17 protein-coding genes and 1 pseudogene are annotated in these 19,111 nt (G+C 69.6%); 9 read left to right on the top strand and 9 right to left on the bottom strand.

Going from position 1 to position 19,111, the window contains the following annotated elements; genetic code table 11:
- Nucleotides 1-157: 157 nt before the first annotated feature.
- Nucleotides 158-760, bottom strand: a complete 603-nt coding sequence (locus tag IOE58_RS03855) for a cadmium resistance transporter (protein ID WP_193865099.1) — start codon at nucleotides 758-760, stop codon at nucleotides 158-160.
- Complete coding sequence (gene cmtR / locus IOE58_RS03850) at nucleotides 757-1,116, bottom strand: Cd(II)/Pb(II)-sensing metalloregulatory transcriptional regulator CmtR (protein WP_006590980.1); 360 nt, start codon at nucleotides 1,114-1,116, stop codon at nucleotides 757-759. The genes IOE58_RS03855 and cmtR overlap by 4 nt, the downstream gene beginning before the upstream one ends.
- A 200-nt stretch (nucleotides 1,117-1,316) precedes the next feature.
- Here cmtR and IOE58_RS03845 point away from each other — a divergent pair.
- From IOE58_RS03845 to IOE58_RS03825, 5 genes are all read left to right on the top strand, one after another.
- Nucleotides 1,317-2,482, top strand: a protein-coding gene (locus tag IOE58_RS03845; protein ID WP_228018783.1) for an IS3 family transposase whose coding sequence is annotated in 2 segments (ribosomal slippage) — nucleotides 1,317-1,601 and nucleotides 1,604-2,482 — 1,164 coding nt in all. Because the reading frame shifts where the segments join, the coding sequence is not laid out codon by codon here.
- 97 nt (nucleotides 2,483-2,579) lie between these two features.
- Nucleotides 2,580-3,152, top strand: a complete 573-nt coding sequence (locus IOE58_RS03840; protein ID WP_193865098.1) for a recombinase family protein — start codon at nucleotides 2,580-2,582, stop codon at nucleotides 3,150-3,152.
- Between the two features lie 153 nt (nucleotides 3,153-3,305).
- Nucleotides 3,306-3,905 carry a helix-turn-helix domain-containing protein gene (locus tag IOE58_RS03835; RefSeq protein ID WP_193865097.1) on the top strand — a complete coding sequence of 200 codons (600 nt, stop codon included), beginning with the start codon at nucleotides 3,306-3,308 and terminating at the stop codon, nucleotides 3,903-3,905.
- A gap of 161 nt (nucleotides 3,906-4,066) precedes the next feature.
- Nucleotides 4,067-5,029 carry a serine hydrolase gene (locus tag IOE58_RS03830; protein ID WP_193865184.1) on the top strand — a complete coding sequence of 321 codons (963 nt, stop codon included), beginning with the start codon at nucleotides 4,067-4,069 and terminating at the stop codon, nucleotides 5,027-5,029.
- Entirely contained in the window at nucleotides 5,026-5,406 is a 381-nt protein-coding gene (locus tag IOE58_RS03825; protein ID WP_193865096.1) for a hypothetical protein, read from the top strand. Before IOE58_RS03830 ends, IOE58_RS03825 begins: the two co-directional genes overlap by 4 nt.
- Before the next feature lie 14 nt (nucleotides 5,407-5,420).
- Here the strand turns inward: IOE58_RS03825 and IOE58_RS03820 are convergent, their stop codons facing one another.
- The 3 genes from IOE58_RS03820 to IOE58_RS03810 form a co-directional block, all read right to left on the bottom strand.
- Nucleotides 5,421-6,854, bottom strand: coding sequence for an AAA family ATPase (locus tag IOE58_RS03820; RefSeq protein WP_193865095.1), 1,434 nt, complete (start codon nucleotides 6,852-6,854; stop codon nucleotides 5,421-5,423).
- A gap of 128 nt (nucleotides 6,855-6,982) precedes the next feature.
- The gene (locus IOE58_RS03815) at nucleotides 6,983-7,810 is read right to left on the bottom strand and encodes an alpha/beta hydrolase (protein ID WP_193865094.1); all 828 of its coding nucleotides are present in this window, start codon (nucleotides 7,808-7,810) and stop codon (nucleotides 6,983-6,985) included.
- A gap of 10 nt (nucleotides 7,811-7,820) precedes the next feature.
- Nucleotides 7,821-7,979 (bottom strand): hypothetical protein, encoded by a 159-nt coding sequence (locus IOE58_RS03810; RefSeq protein ID WP_193865093.1) that lies wholly within the window; start codon nucleotides 7,977-7,979, stop codon nucleotides 7,821-7,823.
- A 103-nt stretch (nucleotides 7,980-8,082) separates the two neighbouring features.
- Between IOE58_RS03810 and IOE58_RS03805 the strand changes: the two genes are divergently transcribed.
- The 3 genes from IOE58_RS03805 (at nucleotide 8,083) to IOE58_RS03795 (ending at nucleotide 12,397) form a co-directional block, all read left to right on the top strand.
- Complete coding sequence (locus tag IOE58_RS03805; RefSeq protein WP_228018781.1) at nucleotides 8,083-8,484, top strand: hypothetical protein; 402 nt, start codon at nucleotides 8,083-8,085, stop codon at nucleotides 8,482-8,484.
- 263 nt (nucleotides 8,485-8,747) lie between these two features.
- A complete protein-coding gene (locus IOE58_RS03800) occupies nucleotides 8,748-10,577 on the top strand; it encodes an ABC transporter ATP-binding protein (RefSeq protein ID WP_193865092.1) in 1,830 nt (609 codons plus the stop codon).
- Nucleotides 10,574-12,397 carry an ABC transporter ATP-binding protein gene (locus tag IOE58_RS03795; protein ID WP_193865091.1) on the top strand — a complete coding sequence of 608 codons (1,824 nt, stop codon included), beginning with the start codon at nucleotides 10,574-10,576 and terminating at the stop codon, nucleotides 12,395-12,397. Before IOE58_RS03800 ends, IOE58_RS03795 begins: the two co-directional genes overlap by 4 nt.
- A 117-nt stretch (nucleotides 12,398-12,514) precedes the next feature.
- Here IOE58_RS03795 and IOE58_RS03790 read toward each other — a convergent pair whose 3' ends face one another.
- Nucleotides 12,515-13,258 (bottom strand): EcsC family protein, encoded by a 744-nt coding sequence (locus tag IOE58_RS03790; RefSeq protein ID WP_193865090.1) that lies wholly within the window; start codon nucleotides 13,256-13,258, stop codon nucleotides 12,515-12,517.
- 334 nt (nucleotides 13,259-13,592) lie between these two features.
- Between IOE58_RS03790 and IOE58_RS03785 the strand changes: the two genes are divergently transcribed.
- Complete coding sequence (locus IOE58_RS03785; protein WP_193865089.1) at nucleotides 13,593-14,060, top strand: lamin tail domain-containing protein; 468 nt, start codon at nucleotides 13,593-13,595, stop codon at nucleotides 14,058-14,060.
- A 200-nt stretch (nucleotides 14,061-14,260) separates the two neighbouring features.
- Here the strand turns inward: IOE58_RS03785 and IOE58_RS03780 are convergent, their stop codons facing one another.
- From IOE58_RS03780 to IOE58_RS14185, 3 genes and pseudogenes are all read right to left on the bottom strand, one after another.
- Nucleotides 14,261-16,126 carry a serine hydrolase domain-containing protein gene (locus IOE58_RS03780; RefSeq protein ID WP_193865088.1) on the bottom strand — a complete coding sequence of 622 codons (1,866 nt, stop codon included), beginning with the start codon at nucleotides 16,124-16,126 and terminating at the stop codon, nucleotides 14,261-14,263.
- Between the two features lie 158 nt (nucleotides 16,127-16,284).
- Nucleotides 16,285-16,869, bottom strand: a complete 585-nt coding sequence (locus IOE58_RS03775; protein ID WP_193865087.1) for a hypothetical protein — start codon at nucleotides 16,867-16,869, stop codon at nucleotides 16,285-16,287.
- A pseudogene (locus tag IOE58_RS14185) lies at nucleotides 16,866-19,035 on the bottom strand (prolyl oligopeptidase family serine peptidase). The gene IOE58_RS03775 and the pseudogene IOE58_RS14185 overlap by 4 nt, the downstream one beginning before the upstream one ends.
- Nucleotides 19,036-19,111 lie beyond the last annotated feature (76 nt).

Genomic DNA, 19,111 nt, shown 5'->3' with positions numbered 1-19,111 from the left:
TGCTCCGGTGGCTTCGTTCGCTTGGTGGCGGGGTTTTTGCAGCGCTCCGTGGCGGTCTCGTTGCCGCGATCACGCAGGACTGGCTGCAGGTAGGTGTCGCGGTCTGAACCGAGAGGGGTGCGCCCGGTTGGGGGCCGTTTGGATCGCTGCCGCTACGTCAGAGTCCGAAGGCTCCGCCGCTGACGAGGATCACGATGCCGAGGCCGATGAGAACGATGGGGAAGAGGATGTCCTCCCAGCGTTCGAGCACTTCGGCGATCGGGGGGCGGGTGGCGACGAACTTTGCCAGGGCCACCAGGACCGCGACGAGCGCGAGGAAGACGATGCAGTAGGCGACTACTGCGAGAGGTTCCACGCTGAGGAAGACAGGGGTGTAGACGCCGATGTTGTCGCCGCCGTTGGCAAGGGTGACGCCAGCGACTGTCCACACGCCGACCTTCTTGCCGGCAACCTTGGCCTCGTCGTCATCGTCGTCATCGTCTCCGCGCCAGGCCTGCCATGCGGCCCAGAGGCCGAGGCCCAGAGGGATGAGACCGAAGTACGGGATGGCTGCCGAGGGCAGGAATGCTCCGGCGCCGATGGTCACCAGGACCGCGGCACCGAGGATGCCGGCGAATCCGAGGTACTGGCCGGCCAGAATGCGGGCGGTAGTGCCGCGCTGGCCTGCCCCTCGCGCGAAGAAGAGGGAGAGCACGATGATGTCGTCGATGTTGGTCGCTGCGAACAGGCCCATCGCCTGCAAGACCGAGGTGAGGATCATGCGCCCTCCCCAGCTGCGTCGCATCCGGGAAGCGAGCAGGCGGGATCGATGCACGGGGCGTCTTCGTCCACTGCCAGGGTGGCATCGACCAGTGCCGTCAGCGCCTGCGCCAGGTGCGAATCGGCGATCTCATATCGTGTCCGACGACCCTCGGGCTCGGAGACGACGATCCCGCAATCGCGCAGGCATGCCAGGTGGTTGGACACGTTCGGGCGTGTCAGGTCCAGATCTCGGGCCAGTTCCGCCGGGTAAGCGGGATGGTCGAGCAGGGTCAAGATGATCCGGGATCGAGTGGGGTCGGCCAGTGCACGACCCAGGCGGTTCATCACGTCGAGACGCGAAGCAATAGTCAGCATGCACTGAACTATACAGCGTGCACTGAACGCTCTGTCACAGGCGTCAGACCAGATCGCATGCCCGTAAGGGGATCCTCCACCGTACGTCGAGCGAGCTCAGTCCTCGACGACTTCTTGCGAGTGATCGCCAGGGACTGGTGCACGGGTAGGTGACACATCATCTGTGGCGCTGAGGAGCGTCGCAGGGAAGGATGTGCATCATGCCTGCTCCCTACCCCCAGGAGTTCCGCGACGACGTCGTGCGCGTCGCGAGGAACCGTGAACCTGGCCAGAAGCTCTCCCAGATCGCGCGGGACTTCGGGATCTCCGAGTCGTGCCTGACGAACTGGATGCGCCAGGCCGACGTCGAGGACGGAAACCGACCCGGCAAGACCCGGGAAGAGTCGACCGAACTGCGCGAGCTTCGTCGCCGGAACCGGCTGCTCGAGCAGGAGAACGAGGTCCTCCGCCGTGCCGCTGCCTACCTCTCCCAGGCGAACCTGCCGGGAAAAGGTACTACCCGCTCGTGAGCGAGCTCGCCGCCGACGGGATCCCCGTCGCGGTGTCCCTGCGGGTCCTGAAGCTCTCTCGCCAGCCCTACTACCGCTGGCGGAAACAACAGGTCACTGCGGCCGAGCTGGTCGAGGCCTACCGGGCCAACGCCCTGTTCGACGCGCACCGCGACGATGACACCTTCGGCTACCGACTGCTGGCCGACGAGGCTGCCGACGCCGGGGAGGTGATGTGTCGGCGGACTGCGTGGCGGATCTGCCGAGACAACCAGTGGTTCTCCGCTTTCGGGAAGAAGCGGGGAAAGAACGGGAAGCGGTCCGGCCCGGCCGTGCATGACGACCTGGTCCAGCGGGACTTCACCGCCGATGACGTCAACGAACTCTGGCTGACCGATATCACCGAGCATCCCACCGACGAGGGAAAGCTCTACCTCTGCGCGATCAAGGACGTGTTCTCGAACCGGATCGTGGGTTACTCCATGGACTCCAGGATGAAGTCCCGACTCGCGGTGAACGCCCTGGACAACGCCGTGATCCGCCGCAGCGACACGGCCGGTTGTATCGTCCATTCGGATCGAGGGTCGCAGTTTCGAGCCAGGAAGTTCGTGCGTGCTCTGCACCGCCATCACCTCATCGGATCAATGGGCCAGGTCGGTGCCGCCGGCGACAACGCCGCGATGGAGTCCTTCTTCGCGCTGCTGCAGAAGAACGTCCTGGACCGCAAGCGGTGGCGCACCCGAGAAGAGCTCCGGATCGCGATAACCACCTGGATCGAACGGACCTACCACCGCCGCCGCCGACAAGATGGCCTGCGCCGGTTGACCCCCATCGAATACGAGACCATCATGAACCCGACCGTCACACTGGCGGCCTAACCCCAGCTGTCACCCAACCGTGCACCAGTCCCCCATGTACGCAAGACCCGTACGGTGACATGGGCGGTGAGGGGAGGGTAACTGCAACAATGGGGACATGCATGTTGGCTACGCGCGCGTCTCGACTCTCGAGCGAGACCTTTCCGCCCAACAGGAAGCACTCGAGCGCCTTGGAGTCGAGAAAAAGGACATCTACTTCGACCACGGCCTAACGGGAACGAACCGCGCCCGGCCCGGGCTGCGCGAGGCACTGGCCGCGACCCGGGAGGGCGACACCCTGGTGGTGACCAAGCTCGACCGGCTGGCCCGCTCGCTCCCGGACGCGAGGGACATCGCCGACGAGCTCACCATCAAGGGAGTCGCACTCAGCCTCGGCGGCAGCGTCTACGACCCCAACGACGCCGTCGGCCGGCTGCTCTTCAACGTGCTCGGCATGGTGGCCGAATTCGAGGCCGACCTCATCCGCCTACGCACCCGCGAGGGCATGGCCATCGCCAGATCCAAGGGCAAACTCAAAGGCAAGAAGCCCAAGCTCTCGCCCTCTCAGCACAAGCACCTGCTGACGTTGTACACGGCCGGCGAACACACCCAAGCCGAGCTCGCCGAGCTGTTCAACGTCTCCCGCACCACCATCTACCGCGAGCTGCGCCGCACCACGGCCGACACCTGACCGCGCCTGCACCGCCACTGAGTGATCCCAGAAACCCGCCACCAAGCCATCACATCCACACTCTATGCACTGGATGACCGTGGTGTTACGGTTTTCCGTAGAAACGTAATCCAGGGTGGGTGCGATGCATGCCGTCGCTCCGGGAGGTGGGACATGAGCGGTGAGCAGACCCCGACCGCGGTCGAGGACCTCGCCTCACGCGTGGCCCGGCTCGAGCAGCAGGTAGCCGCGCTCTTGTCGGCGGCGGGGGCCGACGCCGTGCCCGGCCCATCCGGACCCGATGGCCCCCAGCCTGCGCCGGCCCCCGGCGCTCGTGCGGCCTCGACCACGCCGGCGTCCCCTGCCGACGAGGACCCGTTCTGGGCCCTGCGCGGCCAGCAGGCCCGCGTCCCTGCCCCCGGTGGCGTCACCTACGCGGGAAGCGTCGACGTGGGCATGGGGCACGTCGACTACCAGTGGGGCCGCACCACCGAGCACCTGCTGGAGGCCGACTGGGCCGAGCACGCCGAGGCGGTCACCGCGCTGGGGCATCCGCTGCGCCTGACGATCCTGCGTCGCCTGCTGGATGCCGAGCACACCGTCGCGCAGCTGGTCGACGAACTGGACCTGGCCTCGACGGGTGTGGCCTACCACCACCTCTCCGCGCTCCAGAACGGCGGCTGGGTGGCGTCCCCGCGCCGCGGCACCTGGACCATCCCCGTCTCCCGGATCATCCCCCTGCTGACCATCATCACCGCACTCGAGAAGGTATGAGCATGTCCGATGGACACGATCGTCATGACACCGACGAGCCCGGCCCCGTCCCCCGCCGCACCGTGCTGGCGGCCGGCATCCCGCAGCCGGCACGCTGCTGGGCATGACCGCCCTCACCGCACCCCGCCCCGCCGGCCTCGGCGAGCCCCGGGGACGAGCAGATCACCTCCGCCCTCGCCGAGCACCTCGACGGGCATCGCGCCGTTTCGATCGTCCTGCTGGAGCCCGGCTCCGAGCCCCGTTTCGCCGGCTTCGGCGCCGACCCGGAGCGACGCTTCGAGATCGGCTCGGTCTCCAAGACATTCACCGGTGCCCTGCTGGCCGACGCGGTGGACCGCGGCGAAGTGACCTACGAGACCACCGTGGCGGACGTGCTGGGCTCCCAGGCCGACGGCAGCGACATCGCCGACGTGTCCCTCGCCGAGCTCGCGTCCCACACAGCAGGTATCCCCTCGGTCGCCACCCGCTGGCTGCCCCGATTTTTCGCATCCAGCTTCCTGCGCCACGACCCCTACAGCGCCCGGGGCGCCGAGCAGGTCATCGCCGACGCCCTCGCGGTCTCCCCCACCGGCCGCGGTGAGATGTCCTACTCCAACCACGGGGTGGCCCTCGAAGGGCAGCTGGTGGCGAAGGCTGCCGGTATCCCGTACGAGCAGCTGCTGGCCGAGCGCGTGGCCGAACCTTTGGGCCTGACCAGTACGTACGCGCCGATCCTGCCGGGGAAACTCCACCAGGACGCGCATCGTGGGCACACCAGGGCAGGTCTCAAGGCCGCGCCGTGGACCATGAACGGCGCGGCACCGGCCGGCGGCATCTGGTCCACGGGGGCCGACATGGCGCTCTACATGCAGGCGGTGATGGACGGAAGCGGACCGGGAGGTGACTTCTCCCGGCATCTGCTGCATGAAGGGCCCGACGACGGCCGCAGCGTGGCCGTGAACTGGATGCACGACCCCATCGACGAGCGAGATCCCACGATCTGGCACAACGGCATGACCAGCGGCTACGCGTCATTCGTCGGCTGGCACGAGGGGACCGGTCGGGGGATCGTCATGCTGAGCGACACCGCGCGATCTCTCGATGCGATCGCCCTCCAGGTCCTCACCGGGGCGGTGGAGCTGTGAACACCCTCCGCGAACTGGCCCCGCTCCTGGTCCCGATCGTCGTCGGGATCATGATCCTCAGCGCCGCCTACCGCCTGTGGCGCTACCACCACCATCCGCGACGAATCCTCTCCGAGGGCCTCTCCTGCGCGACCCTGATCGGGATCATGGGCCTGGTGGGCCTGGTGGACTCCTCGCTGTGGTGGGCGGTGTGGCTGCTGGCCCTTGCCCTGCTCAGCGGCATCGCAGTGGCGTCCTGGCGGGCGTCGAGCACCGCCCCTCCCGCAGAGCAGACGAAGAAGCAGGCCCGCCTGCTCAGCCCACCCGGCGTGGCCGGACTGATCGGCGAAGCAATGTTCTACGCACTGCTGCTGGCACTGGCCCTCCTGGGCGGCTGAGCGCCAGGCACGCTCTACCGGTAGCCCTCACCCTCGTCGAAACCGTCCTCGTCCGCGTCATCGTCGAGATGGTCGGCGGCACCGCGCACCGAGGACAGCACGGCCTCGTCATCGCGGCGCATCCCGGCGATGCACTCCAGCAGCCCGGCACCGGACGGGTCCCGGTGGTCCCGGGCCGCAGCGAGCACCTCGCGGCGCACCACCTCGCGGATCCATGCACCGCTGGCACCATCGGTGGCTTCCGCGGCGGCCAGCAGGTCCGCCGACGGCAGGTCCAGCGGTGCACCGTAGAGGGCGAACAGCTTCTCGCGGGCCTCGACGTCCGGCAGGGGCACCTCGACCTGCAGGTCGATGCGGCCGGGCCGATGGTTCAGGGACGGCAGCAGCGCGGCGGGGTCGTTCGTGCTCAGCACCACCGCGATGTCCGCGTCCGCGCCCAGGCCGTCCAGCTCCTCCAGCAGGGCATGCATTTCGAAGCCGTGGGGACCCTCGCCCAGCAGCAGGTCGGTGTCCTCGACCACCAGCAGTGCCGGCTGCGCGGAGCGGGCCAGTTCCATCGCGGCCCGCATCTGCCCGTTCTCCAGGGTGCGCAGCACGACCGCGGTCACGTCCGGGCGGGACATGAGATGCCTGATCATGAGGGTCTTGCCGGTTCCGGGCGGTCCGTACAGCAGCACGCCGCGGCGCAGGTGCTGACCGGCCTCTCGCAGGGTGGAGGCCGCGTCGTGGATGCCGTGCACGTGGTCGGTGACCCGCTCCAGGAGTCCCTCGGGCAGGACGATCTGGTCGGTCGTGACCTCGGGGCGCGGCAGCAGCGTGAGTGCGGAGTGCGTGCCATGGATGTCGTCGAAGTCGAGGTGCAGCTCCACCACCTGGCCGGAGAGCAGCGAGCTCGCGGCCATCGCCTCGCGGACCGCGGCGAGTGTGGCGTCGGCCCCGTCGCCCAGCACCGTGAGGATCCCGCGCTCCTGGTCCTGGGCCGCCGAGAACAGGATCGCCTGCGGGGCACCGTCCCGCATGGCGAGGGCGACGGCGACGATGGGCGTGCGCACGACGGACCCGCCCGGAAAGGTCAGGGTGGTGTAGGTGGGGCCCGTCAGCGGGAAGCTCGGGTACGTGAAATCGGCATGGACCAGGCTGCGCAGGGAGCTCAGACCGCCCCCGTTCTCGTCGCCCAGTCCCCATACGGCGGCGTCATCGCCCTCGAGGTCCAGAAGTGCCGAGACGGCGGCCCACACCTCGTCGGCCCGCACGGCGGCGAAGCGGAACGTTTCCTCCGGTGCCGCGGTCCACGTCTCGCCGAGGTGTGCGGGGACGACGACCGACATCCGCTCGGTCTGCGGTCGACGATCCGCCTGCTGTGCCAGCTCCACCACTTCGTTGAGGGTGTGCAGCAGCTGCGTGAGGTCGGGGCTGAGCGGAGTTGCCTGAGCGTCGTTCCTGGTCATGTGCTCATCGTACAGACGGCAGCGGCCCGCAGCACCGGATGTGTTCGGTCCGCAGCCGATGGGCGAGGGTCGAGGTGGGGCAGGCGGTCGACGAGGATGGGCGGCGATCCACAGGGCGGGGTGGCGGTTCACCGGGCGCGGGTGGGCAGCCAGTCCAGTACGTCGCGGATGCCCTCGTCCCAGAAATCCCAGGTGTGCGCACCGGGCCGCAGGCGCGAGGTGAGGTCGTGACCGCGTTCCCCGGCGAGCGCGATGAACTTCCGGTTGCCATCCACCAGCGAGTCCTCGGTCCCGCAATCCAGAAACAGCGGCGGTATGTGCCCGGGGTGGGCAGCACGCAGCAGCCCCAGCAGGTCGTCCTCGGTGCCGGCGATGTCGCGGCCATCCCAGATGCGCCGGGCCATGCTGCCCGCGTGCTCGGACAGGTCCAGGCCCGCCAGGTCCATCACCCCGGACAGACTCGCGGCAGCAGCGAACTGCCCCGGCCGGTTCAGCGCCAGCTTGAACGCCCCGAAGCCGCCCATCGACAGGCCCGCCACGAAGGTGTCCTCCCTGGCGGTGGAGACACGAAAGGTGCGCGCGATGAGCTGCGGCAGCTCGTCGGCCACCCAGGTCCAGTACTTCTCGCCCACGGCCTCGTCGGTGTAGAAGGAGCGGCGCACCTCCGGCATCACCACGGCGATGCCCTTCTCGCCGGCGTAGCGCTCGATCGAGGTGCGGCGCTCCCAGCTGGTGCAGTCGCCACTGAGGCCGTGCAGCAGGTACAGCACCGGCACCCCGTCCGAGGCACCGCCGTCGCGGTCACGCCCGCCGGGCCCTGACGTGACCCCCGCCCCCGCCCCGGGCGCATCGGTGCCGTTCATGCCGATCTCGGCGGCGGCCTGCGGCATCAGCACCACCGCCGAGGTGCTCATCTGGAGCGACTCGGCGAACAGGTCCATGCGCATGCGGATCATCGTGGGCTCCTCAGGCGAGGTAGGAATCGGAGAAGAGGGTATCGGCCTGGCGCTTGAACACGTCGTCCTCCGTGAGCTCACGAAGCATCCGCAGCTGGGCGGTGACCCCACGGTGGCAGCTGGTGGGAGCGCCCCAGGTGGTGCGCCCCCACGGCGCGATCGCACACATGGAGGGCTTGCCTGGCCTGCGGTACGCATCGCCTTGGGGAGAGGCGACATGGCCAGTATGGCAAGTGAGCACACTCGGCTCTCGCGCGACATACGCTCGGACCATGAACATCTCGCGACGCAGCTCCCGCACCCCGTCCCTGCCCCACACCGGCCCGAACACCGTGGCCCTCAAGCCCGCCGAGAAGGTGAGCACCGCGCCCGTGGTCGCGGTGGGCCTGATCGGTGGCTGGCTCACCGCGCGCGAGACCGGGATCCGACCGCTGGGCGGCGTGGTGCTGGCCGCGGCCGGGATCTGGGCCGGCCGCACGTGGCTGACCCGCCGCGGCCCCGCCACCACCGCGGTACTGGGTGCCACCTACCTGCTCGGCTTCGGCCTGTCCCACCCGCTGGCCAAGAAGATCGGGGCCTGGCCTGCGGTGCTCACCGTGGCCGGGGTGTCCGCCGGGGCGTCGGCGCTGCTGTCCGACGCGGCCTACAGCGAATGGGAGCCGGCCGAGGACTGATCTCTCCCCCCGCCTGCTCCGTCACGGCCCTGACGATCCGCGGGACGCCTGCGGGGCACCGACGACGAATCCGGGCATTCGACCACCGATCCGTCCCGGCGTTCGTCATCGGAGTGCGCACCGAGGCACAGGGAGGCGGGACAGCCCTGTGAATCGATCCGATCTTTGACTAGGCTGGGTTCTCGTCCCGACGGCCGGTCCCCGATCGGCCTCGCCCGCCCCGGGACCACCCCCACTACTTTCCCCGAGGATCCCTCACCCCCATGTTCGCGACCATGAGCCGCCTCTGGCAGACGGTCCGTCCCATCCGCTTCCGCCTCTACCTGGGCCTGCTCAGCGCCCTGACCGCCTCCATCGTGGCTCTGCTGATCCCGCAGGTGCTCGAGTTCGTGGTCAACCGCCTGGAGACCTCCGCCGTGGCCGCCACCGTATGGACCGGCGGCGCGATCGTGATGGCCCTGGGTGTCCTCGAGGCCGCTCTGATCTACCTGCGGCGCGTGTTCGCCGTGGCCCCCTCCACCGCGGTCGAGAAGCAGATCCGGGTGCGGTTCTACGCGAAGGTCCAGCACATGCCGGTGTCCTTCCACGACAACTGGGGCTCCGGCCAGCTGCTCTCGCGCATGATGGGCGACATCAACACCATCCGCCGCTGGATCGCCTTCGGCATGATCATGGCCGTGACCAGCGCCGTCACCATCATCGTGGGCATGATCCTGCTGATGCGCTCCTCGGTGCTGCTGGCGCTGGTGTTCATCGTGGCGGCGATCCCGGTCAGCGTCATCGCCTACCGCTTCCACCGCGAGTACTCGGTGCTCTCCCGCCTCTCGCAGGACCAGAACGGCGACCTGGCCACCACCATCGAGCAGTCCGTGCAGGGCATCCGCGTGCTGAAGGCCTTCGGCCGCGGCCCCTCTGCCCTGGAGGGCTTCACCGAGCAGGCCGAGGAGCTGCGCCGCACCGAGGTGCGCAAGGCCACCGCGATCGCCCGCTTCGACATGTTCATGTTCATGCTGCCGGAGCTGGCCCTCGGCGTGGCCCTGTTCCTCGGTCTGCACCTCACCGCCCGCGGTGACATGAACGTGGGCCAGCTGGCCTCCTACTTCGCCACCGCCACCCTGGTGGTGGGCCCCGTGCGGATGCTGGGCATGCTGTTCGGCCAGGCCGTCAACGCCACCACCGCCCTGGACCGCCACTACGAAGTGATGGACGAGGAGAACACCATCGTCTCGCCCGAGCAGCCCCGCCGCGTCGACCCCGCGGATGCCCGCGGCGAGGTGCGCATGGAGGGCGTGCACTTCCGGTACGCGGACGCCCCTGACCACGTCCAGGACGTGCTGGACGGCGTTGATCTCGAGGTGCGTCCCGGCGAGACCATGGCCCTGGTCGGCGTGACCGGCTCCGGCAAGTCCACTCTGCTGCAGCTGGTGCCGCGCCTGTACGACGTGACGGCCGGCTCCATCAGCATCGACGGTGTGGACGTGCGCGACATGGACCTGACCGAACTGCGCACCCTCACCGCCGTGGCCTTCGAGGACGCCACACTGTTCTCCGACTCGGTGCGGGAGAACGTGCTGCTGGGCGCCGACGCCTCTCTCAGCGAGGAGGAGTCCGAGGCGCTGCTGCGGCTCGCACTGGACACGGCCGACGCGGGCTTCGCCCATGACCTTCCCGAGGGTGTGGACACCCGCATCGGCGAAGAGGGGATGAGCCTGTCCGGCGGGCAGCGCCAGCGCCTGGCCCTGGCCAGGGCGATCGCGGCCCGACCCGCCGTGCTGCTGCTGGACGATCCGCTCTCCGCCCTGGACACCCGCACCGAGGAGACCGTGACCGGTCGCCTGCGGGAGGTGCTGAAGGGCACAACCACCCTGATCGTCGCCCATCGCACCTCCACCGTGGCCCTCGCCGACCGGGTGGCGCTGCTGGACGACGGGGCGGTGGTGGCCGTCGGCACCCATGCCGAGCTGATGGAGAGCTCTCCCCGCTACCGCTGGGTGATCGCCAACCAGGAGGAGGAGGCCCGGCGCGACCGTGACATCGAGACGATGACCGGCGAGCTGGACCTGCGCGGGCTGTGGACGGAGTCCAAGCGATGAGCGCCACCGCCACCGCCCGCCGCCCCGATGACCACGGTGACGACCAGGGGGCCCTGACCGACGCCGAGGCCAAGGCCTCCCGGCAGCGCTCCTTCACCCTGCTGATGGAGCTGTTGCGCCCCGTCAAGGCCCAGTTCGTGCTGATGGCGGTGATGGTGGTGGTCGCGCAGGCGGCCGTGGTGGCCGGGCCCGCGATCATCGCCTGGGGCATCGACGAGGGCCTGCCCGCCCTGCTGGAGGGTGACGGCACCAAGGTGCTGCAGGCCACGATCCTCCACATGACCGCCGCCCTCATCGGCGGCGTGCTCACCTTCGGGTACGTGCGGCAGTCCGTGGTGGTGGGGCAGAAGATGCTGCTCACGCTGCGGCGCCGCGTGTTCCGCTTCACCCAGAAGCAGGATCTCGAGTTCCACGAGCACTACACCTCGGGCCGCATCGTCTCCCGCCAGACCTCCGACATGGAGGCCCTGCGAGAGCTGCTGGACTCCGGCGTGAACATCATGGTGGGCTCCTCGCTGTCCATGGTGTTCACGATCGTGTTGATCGTGGGCATGGACTGGGTGACCGGCCTGGTGATGCTGCTGATGCTGGTGCCCGGCGTGTGGCTCACCGTGTGGTTCCAGCGCCGCTCCAGCCGGGAGTACCGCGCGATCCGCACCCACTCCGCGCGACTGATCGTGCACTTCGTGGAGGCCATGAGCGGCATCCGCGCCGTGAAGGCCTTCCGCAAGCAGGACCGCAACCAGGCCGAGTTCGACCGCCTGGCCCAGGACTACCGCGATGCGTCGATGCGCTCGATCCAGGTGTTCGGCATCTACCAGCCGGCGCTGCGCATCCTGGCCAACGTCACCATTGCAGCGGTGCTGGTGGTGGGTGGTTTCCGGGTGCTCTCCGGTGACCTGCAGGTGGGCGTGCTGGTGGCACTGGTGCTGTACTCACGGCGCTTCTTCCAGCCGGTCGACGAGATCGCCAACTTCTACAACGCCTTCCAGTCCGCCGTCGCGGCGCTGGAGAAGATCGCGAACCTGCTGGCCGAGCAGCCCCACGTGAAGGAGTCCGCCCAGCCCACGCCGCTACCGGCCTCCACCGGCCGCATCGATTTCGAGGGCGTCTCCTTCCGGTACACGGAGGACGGCCCCCTGGTGCTCAAGCCCCTGGACCTGCACATCCCCGCGGGCCAGACCGTCGCCCTGGTGGGACAGACGGGCGCCGGGAAGTCCACGGTCGCCAAGCTGATCTCCCGCTTCTACGATCCCAGCGAGGGCGCGGTGCGGCTGGACGGCGTGGACCTGCGGGACATCTCCATGCACGACCTCACCGACAACATCGTGATGGTCGCCCAGGAGGCGTACCTGTTCTCCGGCACCGTGGCCGACAACATCGCGCTGGGCAAGCCCGGGGCGAGCCGCGAGGAGATCCGGGCGGCGGCCGCCGCGATCGGGGCCGACGAGTTCATCGAGAAGCTGCCCTACGGCTACGACACCGACGTGAACAAGCGCGGTGGGCGGGTCTCGGCCGGTCAGCGGCAGCTGATCTCCTTCGCCCGCGCCTTCCTGGCAGACCCGAAGGTGCTGATCCTGGACGAGGCCACCAGCTCGCTGGACATCCCCTCCGAGCGGATGGTACAGGAGGGCCTCACGAAGCTGCTGGGGCACCGCACCTCGTTGATCATCGCCCACCGCCTCACCACCGTGATGATCGCCGACCGGGTGCTGGTGGTGCACGGCGGTGAGGTGGTCGAGGACGGCTCCCCGCAGGAGCTGGTGGCCGCGGGTGGGCGCTTCGCCGCGCTGTACCAGGCGTGGCAGGACTCGATGTAGCGGACCGGCGCTCCATGTGAGAGCCCTGTCCGCCCCCGGAACGCACCGAGCCGCGGATTCTGGGGCTTATCCGTGCGGATAGGCCTCATGATCCGCGGCTCGGTGGAGCTGACCGACTCAGACCTGCGGGAAGTCCTTCAGCGCGGTATCGGCGATCTTCTCGAGCGCGCGTCGGTCGCCCCAGGCGCCGATGACACCGCCCAGGCCGGGGATAGCCTTGCCGAACAGTCTGGTCGAGCGCAGCCCGAAGCGGCGCACGACCCGCCCGCCGATGGCCCGGGCCACCGCGGTGGACGGCGAGGCCGGCAGGCGCTTGGTGAGCTGACGGGTGGCAGCACCGGCCACGGGCCCCAGGCCCACGCTGGCGAGGATGTCGTCGGACTCCTCGCCCACCAGGGCGGCCAGCACGCGCGTGCGGACCTCCTCGTCCTCCAGGTCATATCCGCGCACAGCGGCGATGGCACCCACCATGCGGGTGGCCTGCACGTAGAACTCGAACACGTTCGCCGGCAGCAGCGCAACCAGGGTGAACACACCACCCAGGCCGGTCGCGAAACCGCCCACGGTCACGCCGCGGCGGTGCGAGCGAATGATCTGGCGCGCGGCCTTCTCGGGGTTCTTGCGGCTTCGCTTGAGGGCGCGGTTTGCCACCGCCTGCGCGGAGGAGAAGTTCAGCTTCCCGTCCAGGCCGATGTCGCGGAAGGACTCGACCATCCGCTGCAGCGCACCACCGGACTCCTGCTCGACCTCCGCCTTCTTCTTGCCGCGGCCCTTGGCGGCCTTGCCCCTGCGAACCTCTTTCATGGCCGAGCGGGTGGTCTTGGTGCCTTCGTCACGACGCATGAAGCCGAAGATGCCCATGTCGCCTCCGTCCTGTCGATGGGACCGCGGGCGCGGCAGTCACGATCGCTGCCTCGCAGCTCTGGCGACCCGCCGCACCCTGCGGCGTACCTGTCGATCATCTCTGGTCGCCTACGCTCGCGCCACCCCGGGATCGTGCATTCGGTCGGATGCGCCCGGTCAGAAGTCCTGCACGCGCGGGCCGACCGGCCTTATGCTGAGATCTCCGGGCTCGACCAGGCCTCTGCCGGTCCCCACCGTGCGGCCTCGGACGACGAAGCGAGCCACCGATGATGGTGGCAGCGCCGAGCGCCCGGTCGCCATCCGTCGTCCCCCGCACCATCCGGAGATTCCCATGCGCGTATCCCTGCGTACCCGTATCACCCCTGCTCTGGCGGCCCTGGCCCTGTTGGCCGTCCCTCTTGCGGGCATGCCCGCGGCGCAGGCTGCCGTAGTCAAGCCCCTGGACATCGTCAAGATCCACTACGACCCGCCCGGCACCGACAAGGCCAACAACGCCGGCTACAACCAGGAGTACATCCAGGTCAAGAACGTCGGAAAGACCACCCTGAACCTCACGGGGTACAAGGTGCGCGACGACGGGCCGCAGGTGTTCACCTTCCCGAAGAACTACAAACTGGCTGCCGGTAAGACGGTCACCATCCGCTCCGGCAAGGGCACCAACTCTGCCACCACCCTGTACTGGGGCAAGGCCAGCTACATCTGGAACAACACCGGCGACACCGCACGTACCTTCAATGCCGCGGGCAAGCTGCTGGAGTCCTGCAAGTACCCCCGCGGTGGTTCCACCAAGACCTGCTGAAGCCTGACCTGCCCACCCGGCGCCACGTCGACCCGCACGCCGACACCGCGCCGTGCGGGCAGGGGCCGACGGCGGCTGTCAGTCTCCCTCGGTCGGCGTCCTGTCTTCGGACCGGGGCTCGGGCCGCCGACGGAACGCGAGGGCCACGCCCACGACGACCAGGGGGGCCAGGACCGCGATCCAGGGCGAGAGCAGCCCGCTCACTTCTTTACCCAGCCGTCGGCCACGAAAGCATCCCGGTCGCGGCCACGCTGGGTGTCCAGCAGCTTCTTCCCGCCACCGGCGGCCCGCACCTGGATGCGGCCCACCCAGACACCGAGGCCCCGGGTGAGACCGTCGGTGGCGGCGGCAAGGCGCAGCTGCACCTCGCCGGTGAGCGGTGATCCACCTGCCACCAGCGGGAACGTGGCGTCCCACCGGGCTCGCCGGCCCCATCCTGTCAGGGAGCCGGTGGGGGCGCCGATGGTGCCGGAATCCTTCGAGGTGAGGGTGCCGGCCAGGGGCGTCCAGGTGCTGCCATCATCGGCCGAGGCCTCCACGGTGAGCAGGTCATAGGCCTCCTCGAGGTGGTAGAACAGCTCGGCGGTGAGCTCGGTGGCGCTGCCGTCGAGATCCACGGCGACCTCCAGGGTGGCGGTGGCGGCGTCCTGATTTCCGGCGTGCCAGCCATCGCGCACCTTCTTCGGGACGATGCCGAGTGCGTGGGCAACGCAGGTGGAGACCTCACGCCGGGTCACCGAGGTGGTGGACCATTCGCGGGTGGGGTGCACCGAGTTGGCCAGCATGATCACGATGGTGTCGGTGAGCGGGTCGATCACCAGGGAGGTCCCGGTGAAACCGGTGTGCGCACCGCTGTAGGGGCTGGTGAGGCCGGCGTGGTAGTACCAGGCGGCCAGCTCCGGGCCCAGGCCGCGGCGAGCACCGCCGGCCCCGGTGACCTCGGCGATGCGGTCGGTGAACATGTCCTGGACGGTGCTCGTCTGGAGCACCCGGGCCCCGCCGTAGGTGCCGCCGTTGAGGAACATCTGGGCGAAGACGGCCAGGTCCCGGGCGGTGGAGAACACCCCGGCGTGACCGGCCACCCCGCCGAGTGAGTAGGCGTTCTCGTCGTGCACATGGCCGCGCACCAGCTCGCCGGTGACGGTCATGTACTCGGTGGCAGCGATACGGTCCAGCAGCTCCGCGGGCGGGTTGTACATGGTCTCGGTCATGCCCAGTGGTGCAGTGATGTTCTCCTGCACGAACACGTCCAGGCTCTGCCCGGAGATCACCTCGACCACCTGCCCGAGGGCGATCAGGCCGAGGTCGCTGTACACGTACTTCGTGCCCGGTGCGGCGGTGGGCTTCACCGTCAGAGCCGCGTCGATGCGGGAGGGCACATCCGGGTAGGCCTGCCGCAGGTTGATGAAGGGCGGCAGCCCTCCCACGTGGGTGAGCAGGTGCTGGATGGTCACCTGCTCCTTGCCGTTCTCGCCGAAGCGCGGCAGATGGGAGGCGACGGTGTCCTCGAGCGAGAGCTGCCCGCGCTCCACGAGCTGCATCACCGCGGTGGCGGTGAACAGCTTGGAGATGGAGGCCAGATCGTAGATGGTGTCCTGCCGCGCGGGGACCCACTGGTCCTCGGGCAGCTGCTCGGTGGGGTTCTTCCAGCGCAGGGCGTAGCCGTCGGCATGCTCGTAGGCGATGCGGCCCTGGGACGCCACCAGCAGGGAGGTCCCGGAGAAGCGCGGTGGGTCGTTGCCGAGGCCGGCGCGGATGATGCCGGGCAGCTGGTCCAGCACATCCGGGTCCAGTCCCACGGAGCGGGGGTTGCCCTCGCGCACAGGGCGGTCGTTGGGGCCGGAGCGATCCCACGGATCGGGCAGGTCGCCGCCGTTCGCGCCCTGCCCGTCGGTGCCAGCGCCTTTCTTCGCGCGGTCGTTGCGCGGGGTGGGCTTGTCGCGGCCGCTGCCCTTCTCCGCGGGGTCGGCGAGCGCGGCGGGGATGGCAGCTCCGACGCCGAACGTGATCGCGGTCCCGGCCACTGCTGCTCGGCGGGTCAGGGGATGGGGGGTGTGACCGGACATCATCGTCTCCTCGTGCTAGTGGCCCGCGTCACGTTACATGATGTCCGGGCACATCCGTGGCCCCATCCCGCCTCCCGAAATCCGTACCACCCCGGGCCCTACCGCTCCGGCGGCCATAGCGGCGCTCCATGCGTGGCGGGCACTTGCACATGGTCCCCTTACGGCCTCCGGTCAGAGGGATTGGTACGCAACCGCATCAGACCGGTGATCGCGAGCCCGATGGAGACCAGAGCCCCGAGCCCTCGCAGCACCGTCATGCCGATCGCCACGGCCTGCGGCAGTCCATCCCCTGAAGCACCGCTGGTGACGGCACCGGAGGCGACGGCCCCGGCGGTGACCAGCAGCAGGGCGCCGGTGCGGGCCCTACCGGGCGGCAGCCGCACGAAGGCGACGATTGCCACGATCATGCAGGCCAGTGCTACTCCGAGGGTTGTCAGCAGGATGACTACGTAGACCAGCGACAGTCCCAGCGCTATCCACTGTCCCGGGCTGCTCTCCACCAGGCGTGGCAGCAGCCATACCGCCCCCTTCAAGAGAGCACCCACCAGCAGGAGCACCACCAGGATGGCCGCCAGGCGGGACAGTGCCGTCACCGGTGCCGACTTCTCGACCGGTGGCGGAGTGCGCCCGTGCCACTGGCCCGCGTACTGCTGCTGCGGGCCGTGGCCCGGGGAGGGCGGCGGGCCGTAGCTCGGTTGAGGGTCGTGGCCAGGGCTGGGCGGCGGGGACGAGTACTGGCTCATGCGCTGGTCCTCAGCTCGAGCACCGGCACGTCCAGGGGGCTGAAGCCCAGCACCTGCCCGTAGAACGACAGCGCCGCCTCGGTGGCGCGGATGATGCTGGAGGCCTTGCGGAAGCCGTGCTGCTCCCCCTCGAACAGGATGTACGCGTGCGGGATGCCCTTGGCGGCGAGCGCATCGCGCACCATCTCGGACTGGCTGGGCGGGACGATGCGGTCCTCGTCGCCCTGCATCAGCAGCACCGGCACCTCGAGCTCGTCCACATGGCTGAGCGGTGCGCGCTCCACGTACAGGTCGCGCCGCTCCGGGTACGGACCCACCAGCTGGTCGATGTAGCGGGACTCGAAGTCGTGGGTGTCCAGGCGGAACTGCTCCAGTTCGGCCACACCGAAGCTGGACACCCCAGCGGCGAAGGCGCTGGTCCGGGTCAGGCACGCCAGAGTGGTCCAGCCTCCCGCGCTGCCGCCCTCGATCGCCAGGCGCTTCCCGTCGGCGATGCCCTGGGCCACCAGGTGGTCCATGACAGCGACGGTGTCGGCCACGTCCACCACGCCCCACTGGCCCTTGAGGCGGTCGCGGTAGGCGCGCCCGTAGCCGGTGGAGCCGCCGTAGTTGACCTCCACCACGCCCAGGCCACGCGAGGTGTAGTAGGCGACCGGCAGGCTCAGCACCGGGGGCACGTGGCCGGTGGGGCCGCCGTGGACGCGGGCGATGAACGGGGGCAGCTCGTCCTCGGGGCCGGTGAAGCGCTCGTGGCGGGGGCGGTACACGATCGCGTGGACCACACCACCGCCCGGCAGGGGCACTTCGATGGCCTCACCGCGGGGCAGCACCGCCTCCTCGGGCGCGTCGGAGCGGGAGGAGCGCAGCAGCTCCAGGGCCGACAGCGAGGCCTCCGGGCCGTCGAGCCGTGCCAGATGGAGGGCGGGGAACTCGGTGGGCGAGGCCCCGAGCAGCACCACCAGGCCGTCCTCGCGCCGCCGTACGGCATCGAACGAGGTCAGCGGGCATTCCAGGGCGCGCAGCTTGCCGGTGGAGACGGTGAGCACAGCGAGGCCGGTGGCGGCCCGACCGTACTGGACCAGGGCATGGTCGGTGTCGATCACCTGGTAGGACGTCGCTCCGATGCTCCACATCGGCTCGGCGAACTCCTGCTCCACCTCCAGCACCTGACGGGCGCCGTCGTCGGCGGACCACACCCACGGGTTCCACCAGCCGGACCGGTCGGAGATGAACATGAGGTGCCCGTCGTCGAGCCATTCGGGCTGCAGCACGGAGGTGGCGGTGTCCCCAGCGATCACCTCACCGGTACCGGCACTGCCGCTGATCAGTGGTGCCACGTGAAGCTCGGTGCCGTCCCACGGCATCTGCGGGTGCTCCCAGCTGATCCACGCCACGTGGGTGCCATCGGGGCTGAGCCGGGGGTGGGCCACGAAGCGGGCGGCGGGCCTGACGCGGCGGATCGCCGAGGGGTCCGCGCCGCCGGAGCCGTCCAGGGGCACCGCGGCGATGTAGCGCTCGATGTGCGGGGCGCCGTCCTCACCGGCCCTGGGGCCCTGCTCGCCGCCCGTGTGGTCCTCGCACACCCACCACACCTCCACGGTGCCGTCGGCGAGCGTGACCGGAATGGGGTCGGCCCAGCGCAGGGACGGGCCGTGGGCGCTGGGCACCTCGGGGCCGATGGGGGTGAGCGGGCGTGGCTCCTCGCCCTCGATGAACGAGTACGCGCTGATCGACGAAGTTCACGAACACCACGACGGGGCGGTGCTCGGGGTCGTGGGGGTTGTCGGAGCCGTCAGCGACGAGGTCGACCGCGGTGAGGGCCAGCCACGCGGCCCCGCCGTACTCGTGCACCCGGGAGCGGGCGCTGTACGGGGCGGGGAGCACGGTAACCGGTGCGGGGGCTTCTGCAGCGAGGGATTCTGCGACGGGGGCTTCGACGGCAGCCTCGCCCCCCGCAACTCCCTCGACGCCCCCACCAACGCCCGGAAGCGCCAGCGGACCAGGGGTGCGCACGATCGCTGTGCGTCCTTCCTCGGTGGCGATCCCCTCGGTCCACCAGACCTCGTTGCCCACCAGCCGGGGGGAGCCGAGCCGCGTACCGCCTGTAGCGAGCAGCTCAGCGCTGATCGGGGAGGGCCAGGAACCGTGGGGCAGAGTCGTCACCATGGCGACCAGGGTAGGTGACCTGAGCCACCCCGGCCGCATCTCCAGCCCCGCATGGCGGGCCATCAACCCTGCCTGG

This window comes from Brachybacterium epidermidis (assembly GCF_015209585.1).
In the GTDB taxonomy this organism is placed as follows: domain Bacteria; phylum Actinomycetota; class Actinomycetes; order Actinomycetales; family Dermabacteraceae; genus Brachybacterium; species Brachybacterium epidermidis.
The sequence above is the reverse complement of the archived record's forward strand: the minus strand, read 5'-3'. Positions and strand labels throughout refer to the sequence as shown.